Raw genomic sequence first — 20,343 nt, forward strand, 5'->3', positions numbered from 1 at the left:
GTGCAGACTGCCCGCGTCGCCGGAACGCTACGGACGGCCCGGGACAGTATCCCTCTCGACCGGCTCGGGTGCTGCGGTACTGACCGAACGGTGGCGCCTGCCGGTGTACCAGGCGATCGCGCCGCAACACAGCGCGAGCACAGCCACCGCGATGAGCACGTCGGTGGTCGAGGCCACAATGGAGGACAGCACCAGGGGGCCGGTGAGGCCACCGAGGCGGTTGAAGAACGACACCCCGCCGGTGACGCGTTCGCGGGAACCCGCGTCGGCGAGATCGGCCGCGATCGGCAGAAAGATCGCGGCCATGGTGTTGACCGCGAACAGTGCTGCCGCGAGCACCGCGGCCGACAACCACGACACCGCCGACGCGAGCCCGGACGCGGCCAGTGCCAGCAGCACGACCGCCGTGCCCGTCGCCAGCAGGACCGCCAGTCTGATCGGCCCGACCCGCCGATAGCAGACCGCGACCAGTATCGCGCACGGCACCATCACCACCGCCACGACGGTGAGCAGCGTGTTGGCGGTCATCACGGAGAGCCCACCCGCGCGGGCGAGTGTGGGTATCCAGGTGTTCAGGCCGAATGTCAGCACACCGACCGTCGCCGCGTAGATCGCCTGAAGCCGCAAGGTGAACGCGAGCCGCGCCGTCCGGTGTGTGTCTGCCGGCATGCCCGACCCCTCGGGCGCTGCCATGGCCGACCGGTCCCCGACCTGTGGCGACACGCGCCGTTCCGGGATGAGCACGGTCGCCAGTGCCAGGAGCAGTCCCGTCGGCGCGCCGGTGAGCCAGAGGATCCGCCAGCCGAATCCCGGTTCCAACCAGAGCGCGGACCCGGCCGCGACCAGATAGCCGGTGGCGGTCGCCACCACCGACAGCGCGATCACCGTCGAGCCGCGCGCAGGCCCCGGGGACACGTCCAGCAGAGTCGTGATCAACAACGGCGCCAGGCCGCCCACCGCGACCCCCATCAGCAAGCACATCACCACATTGCCGAGGAAGGTGGGCATCGTCGCGCACATGCTCGTCGCGGTGAATCCCAGTGTGGTGATCAGGTAAGACGCCCGGCGCCCGATCCGGTCGGCGAGCCGCCCCACGCACACCGCGCCGAGAGCGGTCCCGGACAGCCCGGCCACCGCCAACATCGACGCCTCGGCCGGCGCCAGCCCGTACTCCACACTCATTCCGGGGATCACGAAGCCCAGGGTCGAGGTCTTACTGACATCGATCGTCAGCGCACCGGTCGCGACCCCGGCGACCAACCACCGTCTCCGCTTCCCCGGCACGGCCGACGCCGTGGTGCCGACGACCCGGAACCCACCCCACCGCGAGTGGGTGCGCAACAGCATCCCGACCAGGGCGATCACGATCCCGACACCCGCGACGAACATCTCCGGCATACCCGACAACGGCATACCCCGCAGCGGTCCGCCTTCCGGCGGAAACGCCCGGAAGAAGCCGACGACGGAACCGCCCACGGCGAGAACCACGCCGACCACCGTCACCGGGTCACGCGAATACCGCAGGAGAGACCGCGCCACAACCATCCCCTTCCGACGGAGCGGTTTCGCCTGCCGCGACGCACCGTCCGATCCGAACCTCGTCCGACCTCACCGTCGAGCGCTGCTGCCGTCACGGTATTGGCATTCACGCGGAACCACAATGTCGTCGCGGCATTCCCGTGCGAGGGGAGCAAACCGGCTGCCTTTCGGACACTCCCGGGCGTCGATCCGGAACCTCCGACCGCGATCGGACGAGAGTCGATCCCGTCGGGCCTGTCAATGACTCCGCGGAGTCCGGGCCCGCGTGCGCGGACCGCGAGCGGGCCACAGCTCGGAGCGGGACCGAGGAGCGGTCCTGGGGAGAAGGCCGGATCGGCCGATGTCCGCGGAGGCTGATCGGCTCCGGGACGCGTCACGACGACACGTCGATCAGTGACTCGCGATCGGCTGGGAGAGGTGCGTGGGACCGTCCGCGGGACGAGATGGCGTCAGCGCCGGGCGGCCCGCAGCACCCGGTCGACGATCTCCAGCGCCTGTTCAACCGTGCCTGCCAGGTTCATCAGCTCCACGAAGACGTGGTCGATACCGGTATCGGGTCCGGCCGAGGCGACAGCATCGAGCACGCCGTCCATCGACTCCGTACCCCAGGGATAAACCCGCAGGACGGTGTCCAGCTCCGCCGGATCCCGCCCCGCCTCCCGGGCGAGCTCGCGGATCCGGGTCATCGGTTCGGTGACCTCGGCGGGATCGAACGGACCCCATTCCGGGACATGGGCCGGGAGCCAGCCGTCCGCCCGCTGTGCCACCCGCCGCATCGCCGTCGGCGCCCAGCCCGCGAGATACACGGGTGGACGGGGCTGCCGGGCGGGTTTGAGGTCGACCCGGCTCGCGGGGACGGTCCAGTGCTTCCCGGAATACTGCACGGGATCGTCCGACCACCAGGCCTGCACCACGTCGAGACACTCGTCGAGCCGGGCGCCACGCTCGTGCATCGGGACACCCGCGGCCCGGTACTCCTCGGGGGACCAGCCGGTACCGAAACCCACGAGCAACCGGCCGCCGCTGACACGGTCGATCGTGGTCAGGGACCGGGCCAGCATCGCGGGTGCGTACCAGGGTCCGACCAGGACATTCGTCCCGATCTCGACCCGCTCGGTCACCGCCGCCGCCGCGGACATCACGGCGAACGGATCCAGCACCCGGTGGAAGACCTCCGGTATCGTGTCCCCACCGGCGTAACCGACGGTGGGCTCCACCGGCGTCAGCAGCCGGTCGCCGACCCAGAGACTGTCCGCACCGAGACGCTCGGCCTCCGCCGCGAAGTGCATCACCTCCCGCGCCTCCTCCGCGAGCGGACCGAACTGCGGCAGCGTGAAGCCGATACGCACCCGTACCCCCTGAGCTGTCGGTGCTGATCCTCGGGCCGTGGTGACCGCCCGGAACGGGTACCCATCGTGGCAGCGGGGCGCGCGGCCCTCAATCACCCTTCCGTGGCGACGAACGGAAGTCCGTCGCTCTGCCCACCGGGGCACGCAGTGTTCGTGGTTCCGCAATCCTCGAATCGACGTCACGGATTTCCGGGAAGCCCGGACCCTGGTGTCCCGTGCGCCTGTCGGATCGATGCGTGAATTGGCCCCCCAGGACCGTTCCGGACCATTCGTTCGGGCGTGGCTCAATTGACAGCATAATCTGTCGAATGGAGGATAATCTCGTGACCAGCGGGCTCCACCACGGACGCGGTCCAACAGGAAAGGCGCGACACCATGACGGACGGCACCATCGGCACCATCGTCGGCTTCGACCTCACGGTGCGGGACGCACCGGCCGTGCGGGACTTCTACGCCGACGTCGTCGGCTGGAAACCCGAACCGCTCAGCATGGGCGACTACGACGACTACATGATGCTGACCCCGGACGGCACACCGGTGGCCGGTGTGTGCCACGCGAAGACCGAGAACGCGGACCTCCCCCCGCAATGGGTCACCTACATCGCCGTCGGCGATCTCTCCGCGAGCATGGACCGGGTCACCGCCCGGGGCGGTGAAGTACTGCGGGCGCCGAACGGGTACGGCCCGGGCGGATTCGCACTCGTCAAGGATCCCGCGGGAGCGGTGCTCGCACTGATGCAGAACCCGTACGGCGGCTCGGACGCCGGCGACGCGGAGAGTTGACGCGCATGTCGTGAGGCCCGGGCTGGCTCCACCGGCGCCAGGAGGCGGTCGGCCACCCTCAGGCTGTCCGCCACGACCCACGGCAGCACGGGACGCATGTCCGGCGCGGAGGCCCGCGTCGTGTGCCTCAGCTCCGAAGCACGAAGGACTCCCGGGCGAGCGCACTTCCGTAGGCCGCACGGTCGAGGAAGTCGTAGGTTCCCCCGGTCCGCAGTTCCCGTGCCGCCTCCGCCAGCGCCTGGTAGGCGGTGAAGGCGAACCCTCCGCCCACGGAGACCCGCCGCACCCCGAGCTCGGCGAGTTCGCCCACCGGAGGAACCCCCGGCCGCGCGAGCACGTTGACCGGGACGTCCACCGCCTCGACCAGCGCCCTGATCTCCTCCCGGCCGGTGAGCCCCGGCGCGTACACGACGTCCGCATCGGCCTCCCGGAAAGCACGAAGCCGCGCGAGGGTGTCGTCGAGGTCGTCGACACCCCGGAAGTGGTTCTCCGCCCGCGCGGTCACCACCAGCTGCCCCTCGGCCGCCTCCACGGCGGCGCGCACCCGCTCGCCCGCCAGATCCCGGTCGTAGAGCGCGGTACCACTCCAGTCCTCGACCGACACCCCGGCCACCCCGGTGTCCCGCGCCCGCCGGACCGTGTCGGCCACCCCCTCCGGGTCGTCGGCGAAGCCGTTCTCCAGGTCCGCCGAGACCGGGACGTCCACCGCACCGGCGAGTTCGGCACAGTGGGCCAACACCTCGTCCCGGCCGAGGGCGCCGTCCGGCAGACCCCGTGCCGCCGCGGCTCCGCTGCTGGTGGTGGCCACCGCGCGGAAGCCCAGATGCCGTAGCAGCACCGCCGACCCCACGTCCCAGGCGTTCGGCAGCAACAGGACATCCCCGGAGTGGTGCAGCGCGCGGAAATGCTCGAAGTCGGACATGGCGCGGACGATAGCGGACACCACCGACACCGGCGGCGAATCACGCCGATATCGGGCTCTCTCGGCACGGGGCCGACTTCTCTTTCCCCGGATCGTGTGCGAGTCTGCACCGATGGGGGATACCGTCCGCCGCCCGCTCGGGGTCGCCTACCGGTGGCTGTGGACCTCGTCCGGGTTGTCCAACCTCGCCGACGGGGTCGTCAAGGTCGCGCTGCCGCTGGTGGCGATCCAGTACACCCGGTCGCCCACGCTGATCGCGGGACTGGCCGTCGCGCTGGTGCTGCCGTGGCTGCTGTTCGCCCTGCCCGCCGGTGCGTTCGCCGACCGGTTCGACCGTCGCCGGATGATGCTCGGCGCCAACACCGTGCGGATCGTGCTGTCCGCGGCCGGAATCCTGGCGGTCGCGCTCGACGCCGGCTCGATCTGGCTCCTCTACGGGATCGCGTTCGGTCTCGGCACCGCCGAGACGGTGTACGACACCTCCGCGCAGTCGATCATGCCGCGGATCGTGGAGCGTGATCAACTGTCCCGGGCCAACAGTCGCCTGTTCGGGGTCGAGCTGACGACCAACCAGTTCGTCGGCCCGCCGCTGGCCGGTCTCCTGGTGGCGGCCGGGGTGGCCGTCACGTTCGCGGCCCCCACCGCGTTGTGGGGCCTCGCCCTGGTGGCGCTGCTGTTCGTGCGCGGCTCGTTCGGGACGGCGGAGACGGGCGGGCGCACCAGCCTACGGACCGACATCGCCGAAGGACTGCGGTTCCTCTGGCGGCACCGGCTGCTCCGGACGCTCGCCGTACTCACCGGGACGGTCAACTTCGCGACGAACGCGGCGTTCACCGTCTTCGTCCTGTTCGCGGTCGGCCCGTCCTCCGCCATGGGGCTCTCCGAGCCCGCCTACGGGGTCCTGTTCGCCACCACCGCGGTCGGCAGCCTGATCGGCTCGCTCGTCGCCGAGCGGGTCGAACGGACACTCGGGCGGGCCCGCACATTCCGACTGGCCCTGCTCACCAGCGCGCTGCTGGTCGGCATCCCGGCGGTGACCACCAACCCGGTCCTGATCGGTGCCGCGTTCTTCACCGGGGGCGTCGGGATCATGCTGTGGAATGTCATCGCCGTCTCCCTGCGCCAGCGGATCACGCCGGACCGGTTGCTAGGCCGCCTGAACAGCAGCTACCGCTTGCTCGCCTTCGGTACGCAACCGCTCGGGGCCCTGGCCGGGGGTGCGATCGCCGAAGTCGTCGGGCTGCGCTGGGTGTTCGGCACCATGGCGCTGCTGGTCCTGCTCGCCCTGCTGGGCGGCGCGAGGGCCCTGACCGACGACACCATGAACGCGGCCGAACGGGACACCGCTCAGGTCTGAAGACCAGCCGGGACCGACCGACGGTCAGGACCACGTCCGGCGGTCGCGGCGCCAGCGCTGCGGGGTGGTGCCGTACCGCTGCCGGAAGCGCCGGACGAGGTAGCCTGCGTCGCGCAGGCCGGTGCGGGCGGCCACCACGTCGAGCGGCAGGTCGGTCTCCCGGAGCAGGCGCCGGACCTCGGTCAGGCGGCGCTCGGTGATCCACTCCAGCAGGGGGCGGCCCGTGCGCTGTCGGACCACGGTCGTGAGATGCCCGGGGGTGTAGCCGAGCGCGCGGGCGACGTCCGCCGCGGAGACCGGCTCGTGAAAGGTGTCCTCGATCCGCGCGAAGACCCGCTCCACCAGCGGGTCCGGCGTGACCGGCGCCGAGGGCGCCAGACGCGCGGCCGCCACCAGGATCCGGGTGAGCGACGAGGCCACGGCCTCACCGGCCCCGAGACGCCCCGGGTCGGCGAGCTCGGCGTCCAGATCCGCCAGCCACGTCGACCAGCGGGCCCGGTCGGGCCCGGCGACACGGCCGTGCCCCACGCCCGGGGCGAACAGGGCGAGCAGCGGGTGGTGTTCCCAGGTCAGCGGGGAGACCGACGCCAGGGCGGGCACGGCGTCGGGAGTGAACGCGACCGACCACGCCCGGCCCCGGGCCAACTCCCCGACGCCCGCGGCGTCGACGACCTCCCCGGGCGGCACCGCGTACACGTCCCCGGCACGCAGGGATCGCTCCCGCCCACCGATCGTGACCGAGCCGGCGCCCTGTTCGACATGCATCAGGACGAGGAAGTCGTGCGCGTGCCGGTGCTCCGGGGGCAGCCCGCCCGGGGACGCACCGGCGTCGAACCGGGTCACCGACACCGGAGGCACACCGGGACGCTCCCGCCGACGGTAGACCGGTGTCCCGTCCGGAAGCACCCGCCCCAGCACCGACCGAGCCGCATCGACCGAAGAATGTCCCATGACAGCCACGCTACAACCTGCTCAGCCACCACAGAACGTTCAACACTGGAGGAAGAGAGGGGACCCGGGGCCGCCGCCCCGGATCCCGAACCGACATCCCTCATCACCGGGAGCACCGATGACAACGCCCGACATCCAGCTGTTCGACCAGCGCACCCCCGACGAGCGGGACCGTCCGTTCCTGCCCGGCATGGGCAGGGCCTGGCTGCTCCCCCTCTACGACACCGTCACCCGGCTCGCCGGGGTCCGGGCCGTGTACGAGCGGACGGCCGCACTCGCCGGCGTCGCGCCCGGCGAGTCGGTGGTCGACGTGGGCTGCGGCACGGGGAACCTGACGTTCGCCGTGCTCGCGGCCACCCCGCAGGCCCGAGTAACCGGCCTCGACCCCGACGGCGACGCCCTCCGTCGCGCCGCACACAAAGCACACCGCCGCCGTGTCGGCCTCACCCTCGTGCAGGGCTACGCCGACCGGATCCCCGCCGACGACGCCGCACTCGACCACGTGATCTCGTCGCTGGCCCTGCACCACGCCGACGACGACGGCCGTGCCGGGTTCGCCCGCGACGCGCTCCGCGCCCTCCGCCCGGGAGGGACGGTCACCGTGGCCGACTTCGACTCCGGTCCGACGCAGGGCGCAACCACAGCGGCCCCACCGGCGCACACGCACCGCCACGGCCCCGGCCACGTGCTCCGGAACCTGCTCCGGATCGTGCAGCCCCGGCGCTCACGGGCTCCGGTCGTGGCGCACGAGCAGGGTGACGGCCTCGTCGCCCTGCTGACCGGTGCCGGGTTCACCGACGCCCGCGAGGTCGCCCACCTCGACCACCGGTTCGGCCGGATCGCCGTCGTCCGGGCGACCCGCCCGATGGACACAATGGACAGCAGGAACGGTGATGCGGTCCGCGGGCATGCCTCCGCGGACCGCGAAGGCGAGGAGACACCCGGCCACGATTCCTGATCGGGGCCGGGATCCGGCCCGTCCGGACCCACGCGCCCGATGCCGAGCGCGCACGGCGGCAGGTGGGCCGAGGTCAGGGCTTGCGCCCGACCGCCCCGGCGACCAGCCGCTGCGCCACCCCGACCGGCGTCGTGCGCGGGCCGGACGGCCACCACCGGTGGGTCTCCACGATCCCCGGTTCCAGCAGTTCCAGCCCGTCCAGCATCGCCGCGATCTCCGCGTGCGTGCGCGCCCCGCCGCTGCCGAGGCCACCGGTGCGGGCCGCGTGCTCCAGCGCCCGCATCGCCGCGGACTCCCCCTGCTCCTCCGGGTCGTACAGGTGTGACAGCACCACGTACGAGCCGGACGGCAGCGCGTCGAGGTACTCCCGCAGCACCCGCACCGGCAGCTCCCGGTCGTCCCCGGAGTACATGTGCAGCGTCGCCGTGCACAACAGTCCGATCGGCCGTGCGAAGTCCAGCGCGGCCCGCACCTGCGGGTCGTGCAGGATGCCGGACGGTTGCCACGCGTCCCCACCGACCATGTGGGTGCGGTCGTTCGCCGCCAGCAGGGCACGGCCGTGGGCCAGCACCACCGGGTCGTGGTCGACGTAGACCACCGTGGCCTCCGGGTCGACCCGCTGCACGACCTCGTGCGTGTTCTCCGCGGTCGGCAGCCCCGAACCGACGTCGAGGTACTGGACGATACCGGCGTGCCGGGCGAGGTAGCGGGCCGCGCGGGTGACGAACGCCCGGTTCTCCCGCGCGATCTCCGCGACGTCCGGTACGGCGGCCTCCAGGGCCCGGGCCTGCTCCCGGTCGACCTCGTAGTTCTCCGTCCCGCCGAGCAGGTAGTCGTAGACCCGGGCCTGGCTCACCCGGGTCGGGTCGATCTCCACCGGTTCCGGATCCGGCTCCCCCACCGCGGACACAGGATCAACTCCTCCGAGAGCGGACAGTGACGCCGAGCGTACTTCGTTGATCAAGAACTGGACGACCCCGGTCCCGCAGCAGCCCGGATTCCGATCCTGACCGGGTCCGGCCCGGGTTGTCCCGCACCGGGCGGCGGTCTGCCCGGCGATCCCGGCCGGCAAGGGTGACAACATCCCTTGTCCCGCCGACCGCCGGATGCATAGGGTCGCTGATCGGGCGTTAAGGAGGCCGCATGGACTTCCCGCTGCCGGAAGAACTCGTCGCACTGCTCGCCGACCTCGACGGTTTCATCGACGCCGAGATCGTGCCGTTGCAGCAGCAGGACGACAACGACCGGTTCTTCGACCACCGACGGGAGTACGCCCGCACCGACTTCGACGCCGGTGGCACCCCACGGCCGGAGTGGGAGGAACTGCTGGCCGAGATGACCCGCCGCGCCGACCGGGCCGGGTGGCTGCGCTACGGGCTGCCGGAGGAGGTCGGCGGTGGGGGCGGCAGCGAGTTCGAGATGGCCGTGATCCGCGAACACCTCGCCGCGCGGGGACTCGGGCTGCACAACGACCTGCAGAACGAGTCCTCGGTCGTCGGCAACTTCCCCGTGGTGCACATGCTGCTGCGATTCGGCACGCAGCAGCAGCGGGACGAGTTCCTGCAGCCGGTGCTCTCCGGTGACCTCCGGATCGCTTTCGGGCTCACCGAGCCCGAGCACGGCAGCGACGCCACCTGGCTGGAGACCACCGCCGTCCGGGACGGCGACGACTGGGTGCTCAACGGCGGCAAGCGGTTCAACTCCGGGATGCACACCGCCACCCACGACGTCGTCTTCGCCCGCACCTCCGGCGAACCGGGCGACGCGCGGGGCATCACCGCCTTCCTGGTCCCCACCGACACCCCCGGCTTCTCCGTGGACTCCTACTGGTGGACCTTCAACATGCCCAGCGACCACGCCGAGGTCTCGCTCACCGACGTCCGGATCCCCTCGTCGGCGATCCTCGGGCAGGAGGGTGCGGGCCTGGAGGCGGCGCAGTGCTTCGTGCACGAGAACCGCATCCGCCAGGCCGCCTCCGGCGTCGGCGCGGCCCGGTACTGCATCGACCGCAGCGTCGAGTACGCCCGCGAGCGTGTGACGTTCGGCGTGCCGCTCGCCCGACGGCAGGCGATCCAGTGGCCGCTGGTGGAACTGCACACCGAGGCGGAGATGGTGCGCGAACTGGTCCGCAGGACCGCCTGGGAGATGGACCGGCGGCCGCACGACGAGATCAGCGACCGGGTCTCGATGTGCAACTACCGGGCCAACCGCCTCGTCTGCGACGCGGCCGACCGGGCGATCCAGGTGCACGGCGGGTTCGGCTACACCCGGCACGCCCCGTTCGAGCACATCTACCGGCATCACCGCCGGTACCGGATCACCGAGGGCACCGAAGAGGTGCAGATGCGCAAGGTGGCGGCCCACCTGTTCGGCTTCGCCGGCCCGGACAAGCGCCCGTGAGCACCGGAGAGCTGAGCGAGGCGCTGGCCGCGCGGTTGGGCGAGATCTCCGCGCGCCCGGTCCGGGTGACGCGGCTGGAGCAGGCCACTGGCGGGGCGAGCCGGGAGACCTGGTTCGTCGAACTCGACCACCCGCCGCACCGCCTCGTGCTGCGCCGGGATCCGGTCGGCCGGTCCGATCCCGACGGGATGGCACGCGAGGCGGTGGTCCTCCGCGCCGCCGAGCAGGCCGGGGTCGCGGTACCCCGCGTGGTGGACCACGGCGTCGACGACACGGTGCTGGGCTCACCGTACGTGCTCACCGGCCATGTGGACGGCGAGACGATACCCCGGCGTCTGCTGCGGGACGACGCCTACGCCGGGGCCCGCGCGGGACTGGCCCGCGAACTCGGCAGGTGCGCCGCGCGGATCCACCGGATCCCGATCCCGGACGGCGTGCCGGAACACGACCCGTTGGACCAACTCCGCACCGAGTACGACGACCTCGACGATCCCGTGCCCGCCCTGGAGATCGCGTTCCGGTGGCTGCACGCGAACCGGCCGACCGACTCGCGCAGAACCCTCGTGCACGGGGACTTCCGCAACGGCAACCTGATCGTCGACGAACACGGCCTGCGGGCCGTGCTGGACTGGGAGCTCACCCACGTCGGCGACCCGATCGAGGACCTGGGCTGGCTGTGCACGAAGGCGTGGCGCTTCGGCTCACCGCTGCCGGTCGGCGGATTCGGCGGGCGCGACGAACTCCTCGACGGCTACGCCGAGGTCGCCGGGGAACGACCGGACCCGGACGTGCTGCGCTGGTGGGAGATCTACGGCACCGCCAGGTGGGGCGTGCTCTGCCGGTCGCAGGCGGAACGGCACCTCAGCGGGGCGAGCCCGTCGGTGGAGCTCGCGGCGATCGGTCGCCGGGTCTGCGAACAGGAACACGACCTGCTCGTGGCCCTGGGTATCCCGGAACCGGCGTCCCCACCGGAACAGGTCGCCGACGCCGCCTCGGACCTGCACGGCAGCCCCTCGGCGGCGGAGCTCGTCGCCGCGGTCCGGGATTTCCTACGGGACGACGTGCGCGCCGAAACAGAGGGGAGAACGCGCTTCCAGGCCCTGGTGGCCGCCAACGCGCTGGCCACCGTGGAACGCGAACTGCGGTTCGGTGCGAACCAGGAGCGCCGCCACCGGGAACGGCTCGACGAACTCGGCCTCCCCGACCGCGCCGCCCTCGCCGCGGCGCTGCGGAGCGGCGAGGCGGACCCGTGGGACCCGGACGTGGCCGCCGCGGTGTGGGCGGACGTGCTGGACCGGCTGGCGGTGGCCAACCCGCGGCACCGGACCACCGACGACCACGGTGCTGCCTGAGCAGGCTGCGACCGGGTGCGGGGCCGAATTCGGCAGTGACGGTCGTGAGGGGCATCACCGCCATCGAGCGCGATCCCCTCATCGGCACTCTCCCTTGTCGGCGTTGTGCTCGGCCTCGGCACCTTCGAGGTCCCAACTTTGGGCCAACGCGAAATGCCGCTCATAGGCAGCGGCCCGCCCGCCGGTACCACTGGTGGAGACCACCTCCGGCATGTACCCGAGCACCCGGCGGACGGCCCGGGCGAGGGCGTCCGCCGAATTGGACGGCACCACGGCGGCGACGTGCCCGTCGGGACGCAGCAGCCACGTCTCACCCGGCCGTGCGTTCAGTGCGGTGGTGAGCGTGCCGTGTTCGTCGATGTCGGCCAGCCGGAGCACCCGCCGGGGCGCGTCGGTGGTCTCGGTCAACACCCTCGCGACCTCGGCGGTGTCCACGCCCGTGGTGGTGAGCGCCAGCAGGCCGTCGCGGACCAGCTCGCGTAGCCGGGTGACGTCGGGCCGCTCCGCGACCGTGACCGGCGCGTCGGGGACCAGGACGCCGGGCACCACCGTCGGCATCTCCCCCCGCGGCGGGCGACCGCCGAACGGGCGGTCCGGGTCGGTGGTGGTCAACGGGGAGTCGACGTACCAGTACGGTTCGGCGAACCTGCCGGAGTCGACCCGTGCCCGCGCCTCGGCGTCGTCCCGCGCCTGCTCCAGCACCCGTTCGCGGGCGCGTCGCTCGTCCCCGGTCCGCGGCACCAGGAAGCGCATGGTCTCGCTGGTGACGGCGAGGTTCTCCCGCGCCGCGGCGGAGCGCTCGTGGTGGTAGCTGTCCAGCAGGTCCTCCGGCACCCAGCCGTGCAGCACGAAGGCGAGCTTCCACGCCGCGTTCTCGGCGTCGGCGACCCCCGAGTTCAACCCGCGGGCGCCGAACGGGGCCACCAGGTGGGCACAGTCCCCGGCGAGCAGCACCCGCCCGACCCGCATCCGGTCGACGCAGCGGCTGTGGAACCGGTAGACCGACCTCCACACGATCTCGTAGTCACGGTCCCCGATGATCGCCCGGATGCGCGCGTCGAGCCGGCCGTCGGCGTCCTCGGCGTCGAGGTCGAAGTCGGCCGGGACCTGCCAGTCGATCCGGAAGATCTGCTCCGGGCAGGGGTGGATCAGCACCTGGCGCCCCGGGTTCCACTCCGGGTCGAAGTGGAACCGGCGCTCGGTCTCCCACCCGGGCAGGTCGGCGCGGATGTCGCAGATGAGGAACCGGTCGTCGAACGAGTGCCCGGCGAAGTCCACACCGAGCAGGTCCCGGATGCGGTCTCCCCGCGCCCCGGCCGCCGCGACCGCGTACGCCGCCTCGACCCGCACCTCCCCGGCGGCGGTGGCGCAGGTGAGCAGCACCGTCCGGTCGTCCTGCCCGATCGCCGTGACCTCGTGGCCCCAGCGGACGTCGATGCGCGGCTCGGCCGCGAGGGCCTCGTCGAGGATCTGTTCGGAGCGGCACTGGCTGAGATTCACGAACGGCGGCAGCGGCGAGTGGCCACGGTCGGTGAACGACCAGGAGAACAGTTCGCGGTCCCGGTGGAAGGTGCGCGCGGTGTCCCAGGTGAGGCCCTCCTCGGCGATCCGCCCGGCCCCCACCGCGGCCCAGATATCGAGGACGTCGCGCTGCTGGCAGATGGCCTTCGACCCGACCGCGTCGCGTTCCGGTCGGGCGTCGAGCAGCACCACCGGGATGCCCCAGCGGGCGAGCAGCAGGGCGGTGGTCTGGCCGACGGGACCGTTGCCCACCACCGCCACCGGCGGCCCGCCGTACGGGGAGGGAGTGTCCATCGCGCTCACCCCTGCAACTCGGCCCAGACCTCGCGGTCACGCGCGGCGGTCCAGATCCGTGGCCAGTCGATGCCGTCCAGCTCGTCCCAGAGCCGTTGGACGTTGAACGGCAGGCAGTGCTCGAAGATCGGCCACGCCCCGAAGGTCGGGGCGAGCGCCGCGTGGGTGGCGTCGAACGCCTCCCGCAGCGTCCCCCCGCGGGCGTGCACCGCGCCCGTCTGCTCCCGCATCCCGAGCAGGAACGAGCGGGTCTGCTCGACCGCGGCGTCCACGGCCTCCCTGCCGCGCGACACCGCGCCGCGCCCCCCGACCAGCGTCTCGGCGCCGAACTCCTTGACCCGGTCGAGCGTGCCGGTCGACCAGTCCGCGTGGAAGGCGTCCCCGGTGTACAGCGCGGCCTCCGCCTCGACCAGGTCCCCGGCGAAGAGGATCTTCTGCCGCGGCAGCCAGGCGACGAGGTCGCCCGCGGTGTGCCCACGGCCGCAGTACCGCAGAACCAGCTCGCCCCGGCCGCCGCCGAGGTCGATCCGCATGCCGTCGGTGAAGGTGAGGTCGGGCCGGGTGAGCCCGGGAATCGAGTCGGGCTCGCGGAACAGCCGCGGCATCCGGCCGAATTCACTCTCCCAGTCCTCGCGGCCGCGCTCCTCGATGAGCTCGCGGGTGGTCTCGTGCGTGATCACCGTGTCCGCGTCGAAGGCGGACGCGCCGAGCACGCGGACGGCGTGGTAGTGCGACAGCACGAGGTACTTCACCGGCTTGTCGGTGTGCTCGCGCAGCTTCCGCAGCCAGTCCCGCGCGGCGACCGGGGTGGCGCGCGCCTCGAAGGCGACCAGGAAGTCCTCGCCCTCGATCGCGCCCACGTTCGGATCGCCCTCGGCGGTGAGCGCGTAGACGCCGTCCGCGAGGACGTCGAGCGTCTCGGTCTTCTCCCCCAGATCGGCCGAGGAGGCGAAGGGCTTGGCGGCCATGGTGGTTCGTCCCTTTCTCCGTGCGGGGCGGTGATCACTGCGAGGCCTCGAACGGTCGCGACAGGTCACGCGGGCGTTGTGTGGATCACTGTGCCAGCCGCCACCGACACGGGAAAGAATCCGGAAGTCGGGACACCGGAACCGACCGCCGCACCCCTCCGGTCGCCGGAACTCCCGTCAGGTGAACCAGCGCCGCCCCCGCCCGGCCAGCACCCGGCCGAACCGCAGCTCGGGGAAGTGTGCGCCCGCGCCGAACGTCACGCCGTCCTCCAGTTCGCGGAACAGTCGTTCGCGGACCCGCCGTGCCAGCGTCGGGTCGACGTCGCCGATCGGGTGCCAGGTCGGTTCGTCGAGTGGCGGGCGTGCTCGCCGAAGTAGGCGGGCGAGGCGTGGAAGGTCCCGTCGGCGACGGGATGGATGTCGATGTCACCGGGGCGGATCAGGGCTCACTCCCGGAGGCGGTCCAGTCCGCGCACGGCATCGCCGAAGAGGTGTTCGAGAACCGCACCGCTGTGCTGGGCGTCCGCGCCCACCGCGTCGATGGTCCGGACCGCGGGATACCCGCGCAGGCCGACGTCGGTCGGTCGTCCGGCGGAAATGATCGTGTAGACCTCCCGAACCGGGTACGTGTGGAGGGCCCCGACGTGGCGGGAGAGCGCGTCGGTGGCGAGGTGTTCCGGGAGAGCACCGAGTACTCCCTCCTCCCGCACAACCAGTTCGATCCAGCCGAGGTACGGCGTGTCGCCCGGCCACGCGTGCGGGACACCGGGCGAGCTCATCGCCGAACTCTCGTAGGGCGGCAACGGCTCGACGCGCAGACGCAGGACGTCCGGGTGTTCGCTCCACGGGCGCGCCACCCGCTCGGCCAGGACGTGATGGAAGTCCTCGGCCGAGGTCACCCCCGGTGCGGGAGCGAAGCACAGCGCGAACGTGGGTGCCGGGACGACGCCCTGCACGGCGGGATCGTCGATCCGGTCGACGAGGGTGCGCCCGCCGTGCGGGGGTGACAGCAGCGCGCCGATCCGGCCGAGGAAGGTCTGCGCGTCGTCCGGGATCGCCTGTCTCGGGAGCGGGTTGTCGCCGAACGCGGTCAGATCGGCCCCGGACAGGAAGAGTCCGTGCGGAATACCCTGCGGTTGCGCCGCGGTCGGCACGTCGAACGAGATGCTCCCGATCTCCGGCCAGAGATCGGGGCGATTGGCCCCCAGGCGCAGTTGCCGGTACTGCCACAGGCCCGGAGCACGCGCGAACATGATGCCGTGCACGTCGCGCCAATAGTCCTCGCACACCTCCGGCGGCAGATCCTCACGCCACCAGCAGAACGACGTCAGGGACAGCTCGGCGGCATTCTCGCGGTCGACCGTGTTCGCAGGTCCGGAGGGTGAGGCATCGTCCACGGAGCGAGTCTGCCACGCCGCCCCGCCCGCACGACACCGACCAAGCAGGGTCGGTCACGACGGCCCAGGGGACGTGGAATGCCCCGGTGGACACGGCGAGCGGTGTCGCGATGGTCCGGTGAGGGCATGCCGGGCGCCACGTGGAGTAGCGCCGGAATGGCCGACCGGTCTTGCGGGTAGCCCCGACAATGCGTGTCTCCCTCGTGCTGTTCACCCGGGACCTGCGGGTGCACGACAATCCGGCGCTGCGGGCCGCCGTGGACGGGGCCGAGCGCGTGATCCCGCTGTTCGTGGTCGACAGTCGACTCGTCGCCACCGGCTACCCCGGAGGCAATCGGGCGGCGTTCCTCGCCCGGTGCCTGGCCGACCTCGACGCCGGGCTGCGGGAGCGGGGCGGGCGGTTGATGATCCGCACCGGCGACCCGGCGGACCGGGTGCGCGGCCTCGTCGAGGAGCACGGGATCCGCGAGGTGCACGTCGCCGACGACGTCAGCGGCCACGCCCAGCGCAGGCTCCGGCGGTTGCGCGCCGCGCTCGACGGGACCGCCGCCCGGGTGCACGCGCACACCGAGTCGACCACCGCGATCGCCCCCGCACGCCTGAGCCCGTCGGGCCGCAAGGACCACTTCGCCGTGTTCACCCCGTACCTGCTCCGGTGGCTGGAGACGCCCCTCCGTCCGGTGCTGGCACCGCCGGAGCGGGTGCGGCTGCCCGGGCACCTCTCCCCCGGCGATCTTCCGGCGCCGGAGGCGTTCAGCTCGGACGAAGTCACCGCCGAAGCCGTCGACGGCGGGGAACAGGCGGCCCGGGAAGCCCTCACGACCTGGGCGGACGGGCCGGTCGAGGACTACGCCGAGAGTCACGACGACCTGCCCGGGGATCGGACCTCGCACCTGTCACCCCACCTGCACCTGGGCACGCTCTCCGCGATCGAGGTGCTGCACCGGGTCGGCTCCCGCACCCCGGGCGCGCGGGAGTTCACCCGGCAACTCGCCTGGCGGGACTTCCACCACCAGGTACTGGCCGCCCGCCCGGCGTGCGCGCACGAGGACTACCGACCGCACGACGACCGGTGGCGCGACGCCCCCGCGGAACTGCGCGCGTGGCAGGAGGGCCGCACCGGCTTCCCGATCGTCGACGCGGGCATGCGCCAGCTGCTGCAGGAGGGCTGGATGCACAACCGCGCCCGGCTGATCACCGCGAGCTTCCTCACCAAGACCCTCTACCTCGACTGGCGCGCCGGGGCCCGCCATTTCCTGCGGTATCTGCTGGACGGCGACCTCGCGAACAACCAGATGAACTGGCAGTGGGTCGCGGGCACCGGCACCGACAGCCGGCCGAACCGGGTGCTCAACCCGCTGCGCCAGGCCGAACGCTACGACCCCGACGGCACCTACGTGCGGCGCCACCTGCCCGAACTGGGCGAGATCACCGGCCCCGAGGTGCACCGTCCGTGGACCCTGTCGGACACGGTCCGCTCCGGCCTCGACTACCCGGACCCGATGGTCGACCTCGCCGAAGGCCGCGAACGGTTCCTCACCGCCCGGGGATGATCCGCCCGCCGGGCACCGACCGCCGGATACCGGGCCGACAGCGGTCGTCCGTCAGCGCGCGCCGAACGAACGCATCCGCCACAGATACCGCACGAGCCCGCGGAACGGGACCGGCCGCGGCCAGGCGTCGGCGCGGAAGTAGGCGTCCGACCCGCCGTCCACGAACACGACGCTGCCCACCAGGAAGTTCGCGGAGTCGGAGAGCATGAACACCACCCAGTCGGCGAGCTGGGCGGGTTCGCCGTAGCCGCCGACGGGCACCGGGAAGGATCTGACCGCCTTCGCCGCCGAGGCGTCGGCCAGCTGCCGCTCCAGCAACGGGGTCCGGATCGCGCCCGGGGCGAGTGCGTTCAGCCGGATACCGGAGCCCGCCCAGTCCGGCAGCACCGCGGTGCGGCGCACCCAGTGGCTCAGGGCGATCTTGGATCCGGCGTAGACCATCGGGGCGGCGGCCCTGCCGAGCAGCCGGACGCTGCGCACCGCCCTGTCCGGGTCATCGGCCAGCAGTGCCCGCACCGTCCGGCGCGGCACCGCCGGTGTCGTGGTCGTCGAATTGCTGGACAACACCACGACCTTGGCCTCACCCGCCGCGGCCAGTGCGGCCCGCCACGCCCGCAGCAGCTCGACCGCGCCGAGGTAGTTGACCTGCGCGATCGTCGATTCCCGGCCCGGGACCGGCCCCAGCCCGGCCGCCAGAACGGCTCCGTCGAGACGTCCACCGGCGGCATGGAGCACCTCTCCGGCCGCGGCACGGCGACCCTCCGGGGTGGACAGATCAGCCGTCACCTCGGCGTCGGCCAGATCGACCCCGAGGACGGTATGCCCGGCGGCGCGGAGCTTCTCGGCGGCCTCACGCCCCATGCCCGACGCCGAGCCCGTGACCGCGTAGGTGCCCACTGACCACTCCTCCCGCAGCGTTGCGACCGGACGGTATCAGGTTTCCGGCGCTTAACGCGAAAAGTATTCACCAGGGGGTCAGAGCGCCGCGCCACGCCGACCGGTCCCGTTCACCCGGCCGATTCCGGTGTCCCCTCGGGCGGGTCAGATCGCGTGAGGTGGACCGGACCGTCGTCCCGGTGGTCGATACTTCCTGCCATGCCTGATCCTGCGGACCGTGCTCTCGCCCACGTGGCGTCGCTGGCCACCGGCGGTCCGGTGGATCCGTCGTTGCGGGTGACACTGCACTTCCACCCCGATCGCCTGGTGTCCGGGGTCCCGATCCTGGACAGCATGGCCCACGACGGCGTGTACCGGTCGCAGTTCGAAACCGGGACGAGCAACGGGGGACTGACGGGCGCACCCGGGCGGTGACCGCTGGAGATGGGAGAGTCGGATCTTCGCCGGAGCCTACGACGAGGCGCCGCCGGCCGACCGGCCGAAGTACGGATCGTTGAACCACCGCCGCCGCGTGGTCGGCGGCTCGCCGCGGTTCGGCTCGGCGCATCTGCGGCTGGCCCACCACACCCTGGCCCGCACCACGTTCTGTTACCCGGACAGCGCGTTCGAACCGCGACACTTCGGTGTCGCGTCGGCGCTCTCGGCGCTGATCTCGCTGGCCGAGGACGACGACCCGGATCCGCTCGACGACTACGTCGAGGCCCAGGTGCACGGTTCGGTCGAGCTGGACCGGGACGTCGAGGCACTGGTGCTCGACCCCTGCTATCGCGGCACCTCGGTGGAGGCCGCCGCGAACCGGCTGGCGTGCCCGGTCGAATGGCACAGCGGATTCACGCTGACCACCACCGAACTGCGCGCCCACCCCGACTACCGGGGTCCCGGTTTCGTGCGCCTCGGTGAGTCCCTGGCACGGGCCGGCCGCCTGAACCCCCGGATCCTCGGCGACGCATCGCGGAGCGGACACCACGACGGGCAGGGGCTCAAACGCGTGTGGCATTACCTCGCGCGGTTCGGCTGCGCCGAGCTCGCGTCGGCGGATCCGTAGACATCCACCGACGAATCACACGCGCCGCCCCGCCGCTTGTCGGCTAGTCGACGATGGTGGTGAGTCCTTCGTGACCGTGGCCTGATTCGATGCGTCGCCGGACGAGGCGGTGGACGTGGTCGAGGGCACCGTTACCGAGATTCTGGTCGGCCCGCAGCTGCAGGATCCTTTCCAGCACAGGCTCGTGCTCGGTCAGATCGGCCGGACCCCGCGGGAAGACCCCGGTGCTGACCTCGTGTGCGGTGGCGGCGGTGGCGTCGGCGACGTGACCCAGCTGTTCCGCGGCCAACGGAGCGAAGTCCTCGACGTCGGGTATCGCGAGCACATGCACGGTCGCCCGCGTCTTCGGTCTCGCCAACACCGACCGCCTCGCCGTCGCGGCACCGGTTGCGGGCACGCACGTGGGACCGTAGCATCAGGGCAGTTGCACAGGACACTTGCACAGTACGTTTGCACAGCTCGCAGACGGGAAGGGGAGCGCGATGTCTCCAGCGGCGTCCCGGGGGTGGGAGGTGCGGCAGCGGCTGCTGACGGCGGCGGCCGAGCTCATTCCCGAGCGTGGGTGGTCGGCGGTGAGCACGCGGAATCTCGCCGAGCGCGCCGGGGTGAACCCGAGCGTGGTGCATTACCACTTCCCCTCCCTGCCCGCGTTGCTCAACGAAGCGGTACTCGGGATTCTGCGGCAGGTGCTGGGCGAGGTGGACACCGTCCTGGACAACGCGCGGACCCCGGCCGAGGCGGTCGAGGCGGTCGTCTCCGCCGCACAGCGCTACACCGGGGACGACCCGACCTCGCTGCTGGCCATCGAGGCCTACCTGGCCGCCGCACGGGGAGAACCACTCCGCGACGAGGTCGGCGGGATGGTCGCCGAGTTCCGGCACCGGTTCGGCCGCTGGCTGGGCGAGCACGGTGTGCCCGACCCGGAGACGACCGCCGGGCTCGTACTGGCCACGGTCGACGGGCTGCTCCTGCACCGCGGGATGGGCGCAGGCATGGACACCGACCCGACCGCCGCGGTCCTGCGCCGGCTGGTCGGTTAACCACCACGGAGGGAGAA

At 72.1% G+C, this 20,343-nt stretch carries 17 protein-coding genes and 1 pseudogene; 8 read left to right on the plus strand and 10 right to left on the minus strand.

The window, feature by feature from the left end:
- Positions 1-27 precede the first annotated feature (27 nt).
- Together SACPADRAFT_RS0202305 and SACPADRAFT_RS0202310 are read right to left on the minus strand one after the other, a co-directional pair.
- Positions 28-1,545 (minus strand): MFS transporter, encoded by a 1,518-nt coding sequence (locus SACPADRAFT_RS0202305; protein ID WP_007023197.1) that lies wholly within the window; start codon positions 1,543-1,545, stop codon positions 28-30.
- Between the two features lie 443 nt (positions 1,546-1,988).
- Positions 1,989-2,888: a TIGR03619 family F420-dependent LLM class oxidoreductase gene (locus SACPADRAFT_RS0202310; RefSeq protein ID WP_007023196.1), complete on the minus strand. Its 900-nt coding sequence runs from the start codon at positions 2,886-2,888 to the stop codon at positions 1,989-1,991.
- Between the two features lie 375 nt (positions 2,889-3,263).
- Here SACPADRAFT_RS0202310 and SACPADRAFT_RS0202315 point away from each other — a divergent pair, with 375 nt between their 5' ends.
- Entirely contained in the window at positions 3,264-3,671 is a 408-nt protein-coding gene (locus tag SACPADRAFT_RS0202315) for a VOC family protein (RefSeq protein ID WP_007023195.1), read from the plus strand.
- A gap of 127 nt (positions 3,672-3,798) precedes the next feature.
- On the opposite strand, the gene SACPADRAFT_RS0202320 is transcribed toward SACPADRAFT_RS0202315, so the two are convergent.
- A complete protein-coding gene (locus SACPADRAFT_RS0202320) occupies positions 3,799-4,593 on the minus strand; it encodes an isocitrate lyase/PEP mutase family protein (RefSeq protein ID WP_028662152.1) in 795 nt (264 codons plus the stop codon).
- A 112-nt stretch (positions 4,594-4,705) separates the two neighbouring features.
- On the opposite strand from SACPADRAFT_RS0202320, the gene SACPADRAFT_RS0202325 reads away from it, so the two are divergent.
- Entirely contained in the window at positions 4,706-5,950 is a 1,245-nt protein-coding gene (locus SACPADRAFT_RS0202325; protein ID WP_007023193.1) for an MFS transporter, read from the plus strand.
- A 24-nt stretch (positions 5,951-5,974) separates the two neighbouring features.
- Here the strand turns inward: SACPADRAFT_RS0202325 and SACPADRAFT_RS30200 are convergent, their stop codons facing one another.
- Positions 5,975-6,901: a helix-turn-helix domain-containing protein gene (locus SACPADRAFT_RS30200; protein WP_040923819.1), complete on the minus strand. Its 927-nt coding sequence runs from the start codon at positions 6,899-6,901 to the stop codon at positions 5,975-5,977.
- Positions 6,902-7,019: 118 nt separating this feature from the next.
- Between SACPADRAFT_RS30200 and SACPADRAFT_RS29795 the strand changes: the two genes are divergently transcribed.
- Complete coding sequence (locus SACPADRAFT_RS29795; protein WP_007023191.1) at positions 7,020-7,859, plus strand: class I SAM-dependent methyltransferase; 840 nt, start codon at positions 7,020-7,022, stop codon at positions 7,857-7,859.
- Between the two features lie 73 nt (positions 7,860-7,932).
- Here the strand turns inward: SACPADRAFT_RS29795 and SACPADRAFT_RS0202340 are convergent, their stop codons facing one another.
- The gene (locus SACPADRAFT_RS0202340; protein ID WP_007023190.1) at positions 7,933-8,769 is read right to left on the minus strand and encodes an SAM-dependent methyltransferase; all 837 of its coding nucleotides are present in this window, start codon (positions 8,767-8,769) and stop codon (positions 7,933-7,935) included.
- A 233-nt stretch (positions 8,770-9,002) separates the two neighbouring features.
- Between SACPADRAFT_RS0202340 and SACPADRAFT_RS0202345 the strand changes: the two genes are divergently transcribed.
- Both SACPADRAFT_RS0202345 and SACPADRAFT_RS0202350 read left to right on the plus strand, forming a co-directional pair.
- On the plus strand, positions 9,003-10,259 hold the full coding sequence (locus SACPADRAFT_RS0202345) for an acyl-CoA dehydrogenase family protein (RefSeq protein WP_007023189.1): 1,257 nt from the start codon (positions 9,003-9,005) through the stop codon (positions 10,257-10,259).
- Positions 10,256-11,611 carry a phosphotransferase family protein gene (locus SACPADRAFT_RS0202350; protein ID WP_007023188.1) on the plus strand — a complete coding sequence of 452 codons (1,356 nt, stop codon included), beginning with the start codon at positions 10,256-10,258 and terminating at the stop codon, positions 11,609-11,611. The genes SACPADRAFT_RS0202345 and SACPADRAFT_RS0202350 overlap by 4 nt, the downstream gene beginning before the upstream one ends.
- Positions 11,612-11,689: 78 nt before the next feature.
- Here SACPADRAFT_RS0202350 and SACPADRAFT_RS0202355 read toward each other — a convergent pair whose 3' ends face one another.
- The 3 genes from SACPADRAFT_RS0202355 to SACPADRAFT_RS0202370 form a co-directional block, all read right to left on the minus strand.
- Entirely contained in the window at positions 11,690-13,426 is a 1,737-nt protein-coding gene (locus SACPADRAFT_RS0202355) for an FAD-dependent monooxygenase (protein ID WP_007023187.1), read from the minus strand.
- Between the two features lie 5 nt (positions 13,427-13,431).
- Positions 13,432-14,394 (minus strand): MBL fold metallo-hydrolase, encoded by a 963-nt coding sequence (locus tag SACPADRAFT_RS0202360; protein ID WP_007023186.1) that lies wholly within the window; start codon positions 14,392-14,394, stop codon positions 13,432-13,434.
- Positions 14,395-14,840: 446 nt separating this feature from the next.
- A complete protein-coding gene (locus SACPADRAFT_RS0202370; protein ID WP_007023185.1) occupies positions 14,841-15,791 on the minus strand; it encodes a hypothetical protein in 951 nt (316 codons plus the stop codon).
- Positions 15,792-15,979: 188 nt separating this feature from the next.
- Here SACPADRAFT_RS0202370 and SACPADRAFT_RS0202375 point away from each other — a divergent pair, with 188 nt between their 5' ends.
- The gene (locus SACPADRAFT_RS0202375; RefSeq protein ID WP_007023184.1) at positions 15,980-17,344 is read left to right on the plus strand and encodes a cryptochrome/photolyase family protein; all 1,365 of its coding nucleotides are present in this window, start codon (positions 15,980-15,982) and stop codon (positions 17,342-17,344) included.
- A gap of 51 nt (positions 17,345-17,395) precedes the next feature.
- Here SACPADRAFT_RS0202375 and SACPADRAFT_RS0202380 read toward each other — a convergent pair whose 3' ends face one another.
- Positions 17,396-18,241: an SDR family oxidoreductase gene (locus SACPADRAFT_RS0202380; protein ID WP_007023183.1), complete on the minus strand. Its 846-nt coding sequence runs from the start codon at positions 18,239-18,241 to the stop codon at positions 17,396-17,398.
- Between the two features lie 198 nt (positions 18,242-18,439).
- Here SACPADRAFT_RS0202380 and SACPADRAFT_RS25000 point away from each other — a divergent pair.
- Positions 18,440-19,286 (plus strand): annotated as a pseudogene (locus SACPADRAFT_RS25000) (DUF3626 domain-containing protein).
- 43 nt (positions 19,287-19,329) lie between these two features.
- Here the strand turns inward: SACPADRAFT_RS25000 and SACPADRAFT_RS0202390 are convergent.
- Positions 19,330-19,647 (minus strand): imine reductase family protein, encoded by a 318-nt coding sequence (locus tag SACPADRAFT_RS0202390; RefSeq protein ID WP_007023180.1) that lies wholly within the window; start codon positions 19,645-19,647, stop codon positions 19,330-19,332.
- A gap of 121 nt (positions 19,648-19,768) precedes the next feature.
- On the opposite strand from SACPADRAFT_RS0202390, the gene SACPADRAFT_RS0202395 reads away from it, so the two are divergent.
- Positions 19,769-20,326, plus strand: coding sequence for a TetR/AcrR family transcriptional regulator (locus tag SACPADRAFT_RS0202395; RefSeq protein ID WP_007023179.1), 558 nt, complete (start codon positions 19,769-19,771; stop codon positions 20,324-20,326).
- The last annotated feature ends 17 nt before the right edge of the window (positions 20,327-20,343 follow it).

The sequence above is a fragment of the Saccharomonospora iraqiensis subsp. paurometabolica YIM 90007 genome, assembly GCF_000231035.2.
In the GTDB taxonomy this organism is placed as follows: Bacteria; Actinomycetota; Actinomycetes; order Mycobacteriales; family Pseudonocardiaceae; genus Saccharomonospora; species Saccharomonospora paurometabolica.

What these genes read in the sequence shown, in the direction of transcription:
- SACPADRAFT_RS0202395 (WP_007023179.1), top strand. Translation starts at nt 19,769, where the DNA reads ATGTCTCCAGCGGCGTCCCGGGGGTGGGAGGTGCGGCAGCGGCTGCTG.
- SACPADRAFT_RS0202375 (WP_007023184.1), top strand. Translation starts at nt 15,980, where the DNA reads ATGCGTGTCTCCCTCGTGCTGTTCACCCGGGACCTGCGGGTGCACGAC.
- SACPADRAFT_RS0202325 (WP_007023193.1), top strand. Translation starts at nt 4,706, where the DNA reads ATGGGGGATACCGTCCGCCGCCCGCTCGGGGTCGCCTACCGGTGGCTG.
- SACPADRAFT_RS0202320 (WP_028662152.1), bottom strand. Translation starts at nt 4,593, where the DNA reads ATGTCCGACTTCGAGCATTTCCGCGCGCTGCACCACTCCGGGGATGTC.
- SACPADRAFT_RS0202360 (WP_007023186.1), bottom strand. Translation starts at nt 14,394, where the DNA reads ATGGCCGCCAAGCCCTTCGCCTCCTCGGCCGATCTGGGGGAGAAGACC.
- SACPADRAFT_RS0202305 (WP_007023197.1), bottom strand. Translation starts at nt 1,545, where the DNA reads ATGGTTGTGGCGCGGTCTCTCCTGCGGTATTCGCGTGACCCGGTGACG.
- SACPADRAFT_RS0202345 (WP_007023189.1), top strand. Translation starts at nt 9,003, where the DNA reads ATGGACTTCCCGCTGCCGGAAGAACTCGTCGCACTGCTCGCCGACCTC.
- SACPADRAFT_RS29795 (WP_007023191.1), top strand. Translation starts at nt 7,020, where the DNA reads ATGACAACGCCCGACATCCAGCTGTTCGACCAGCGCACCCCCGACGAG.
- SACPADRAFT_RS0202355 (WP_007023187.1), bottom strand. Translation starts at nt 13,426, where the DNA reads ATGGACACTCCCTCCCCGTACGGCGGGCCGCCGGTGGCGGTGGTGGGC.
- SACPADRAFT_RS0202315 (WP_007023195.1), top strand. Translation starts at nt 3,264, where the DNA reads ATGACGGACGGCACCATCGGCACCATCGTCGGCTTCGACCTCACGGTG.
- SACPADRAFT_RS30200 (WP_040923819.1), bottom strand. Translation starts at nt 6,901, where the DNA reads ATGGGACATTCTTCGGTCGATGCGGCTCGGTCGGTGCTGGGGCGGGTG.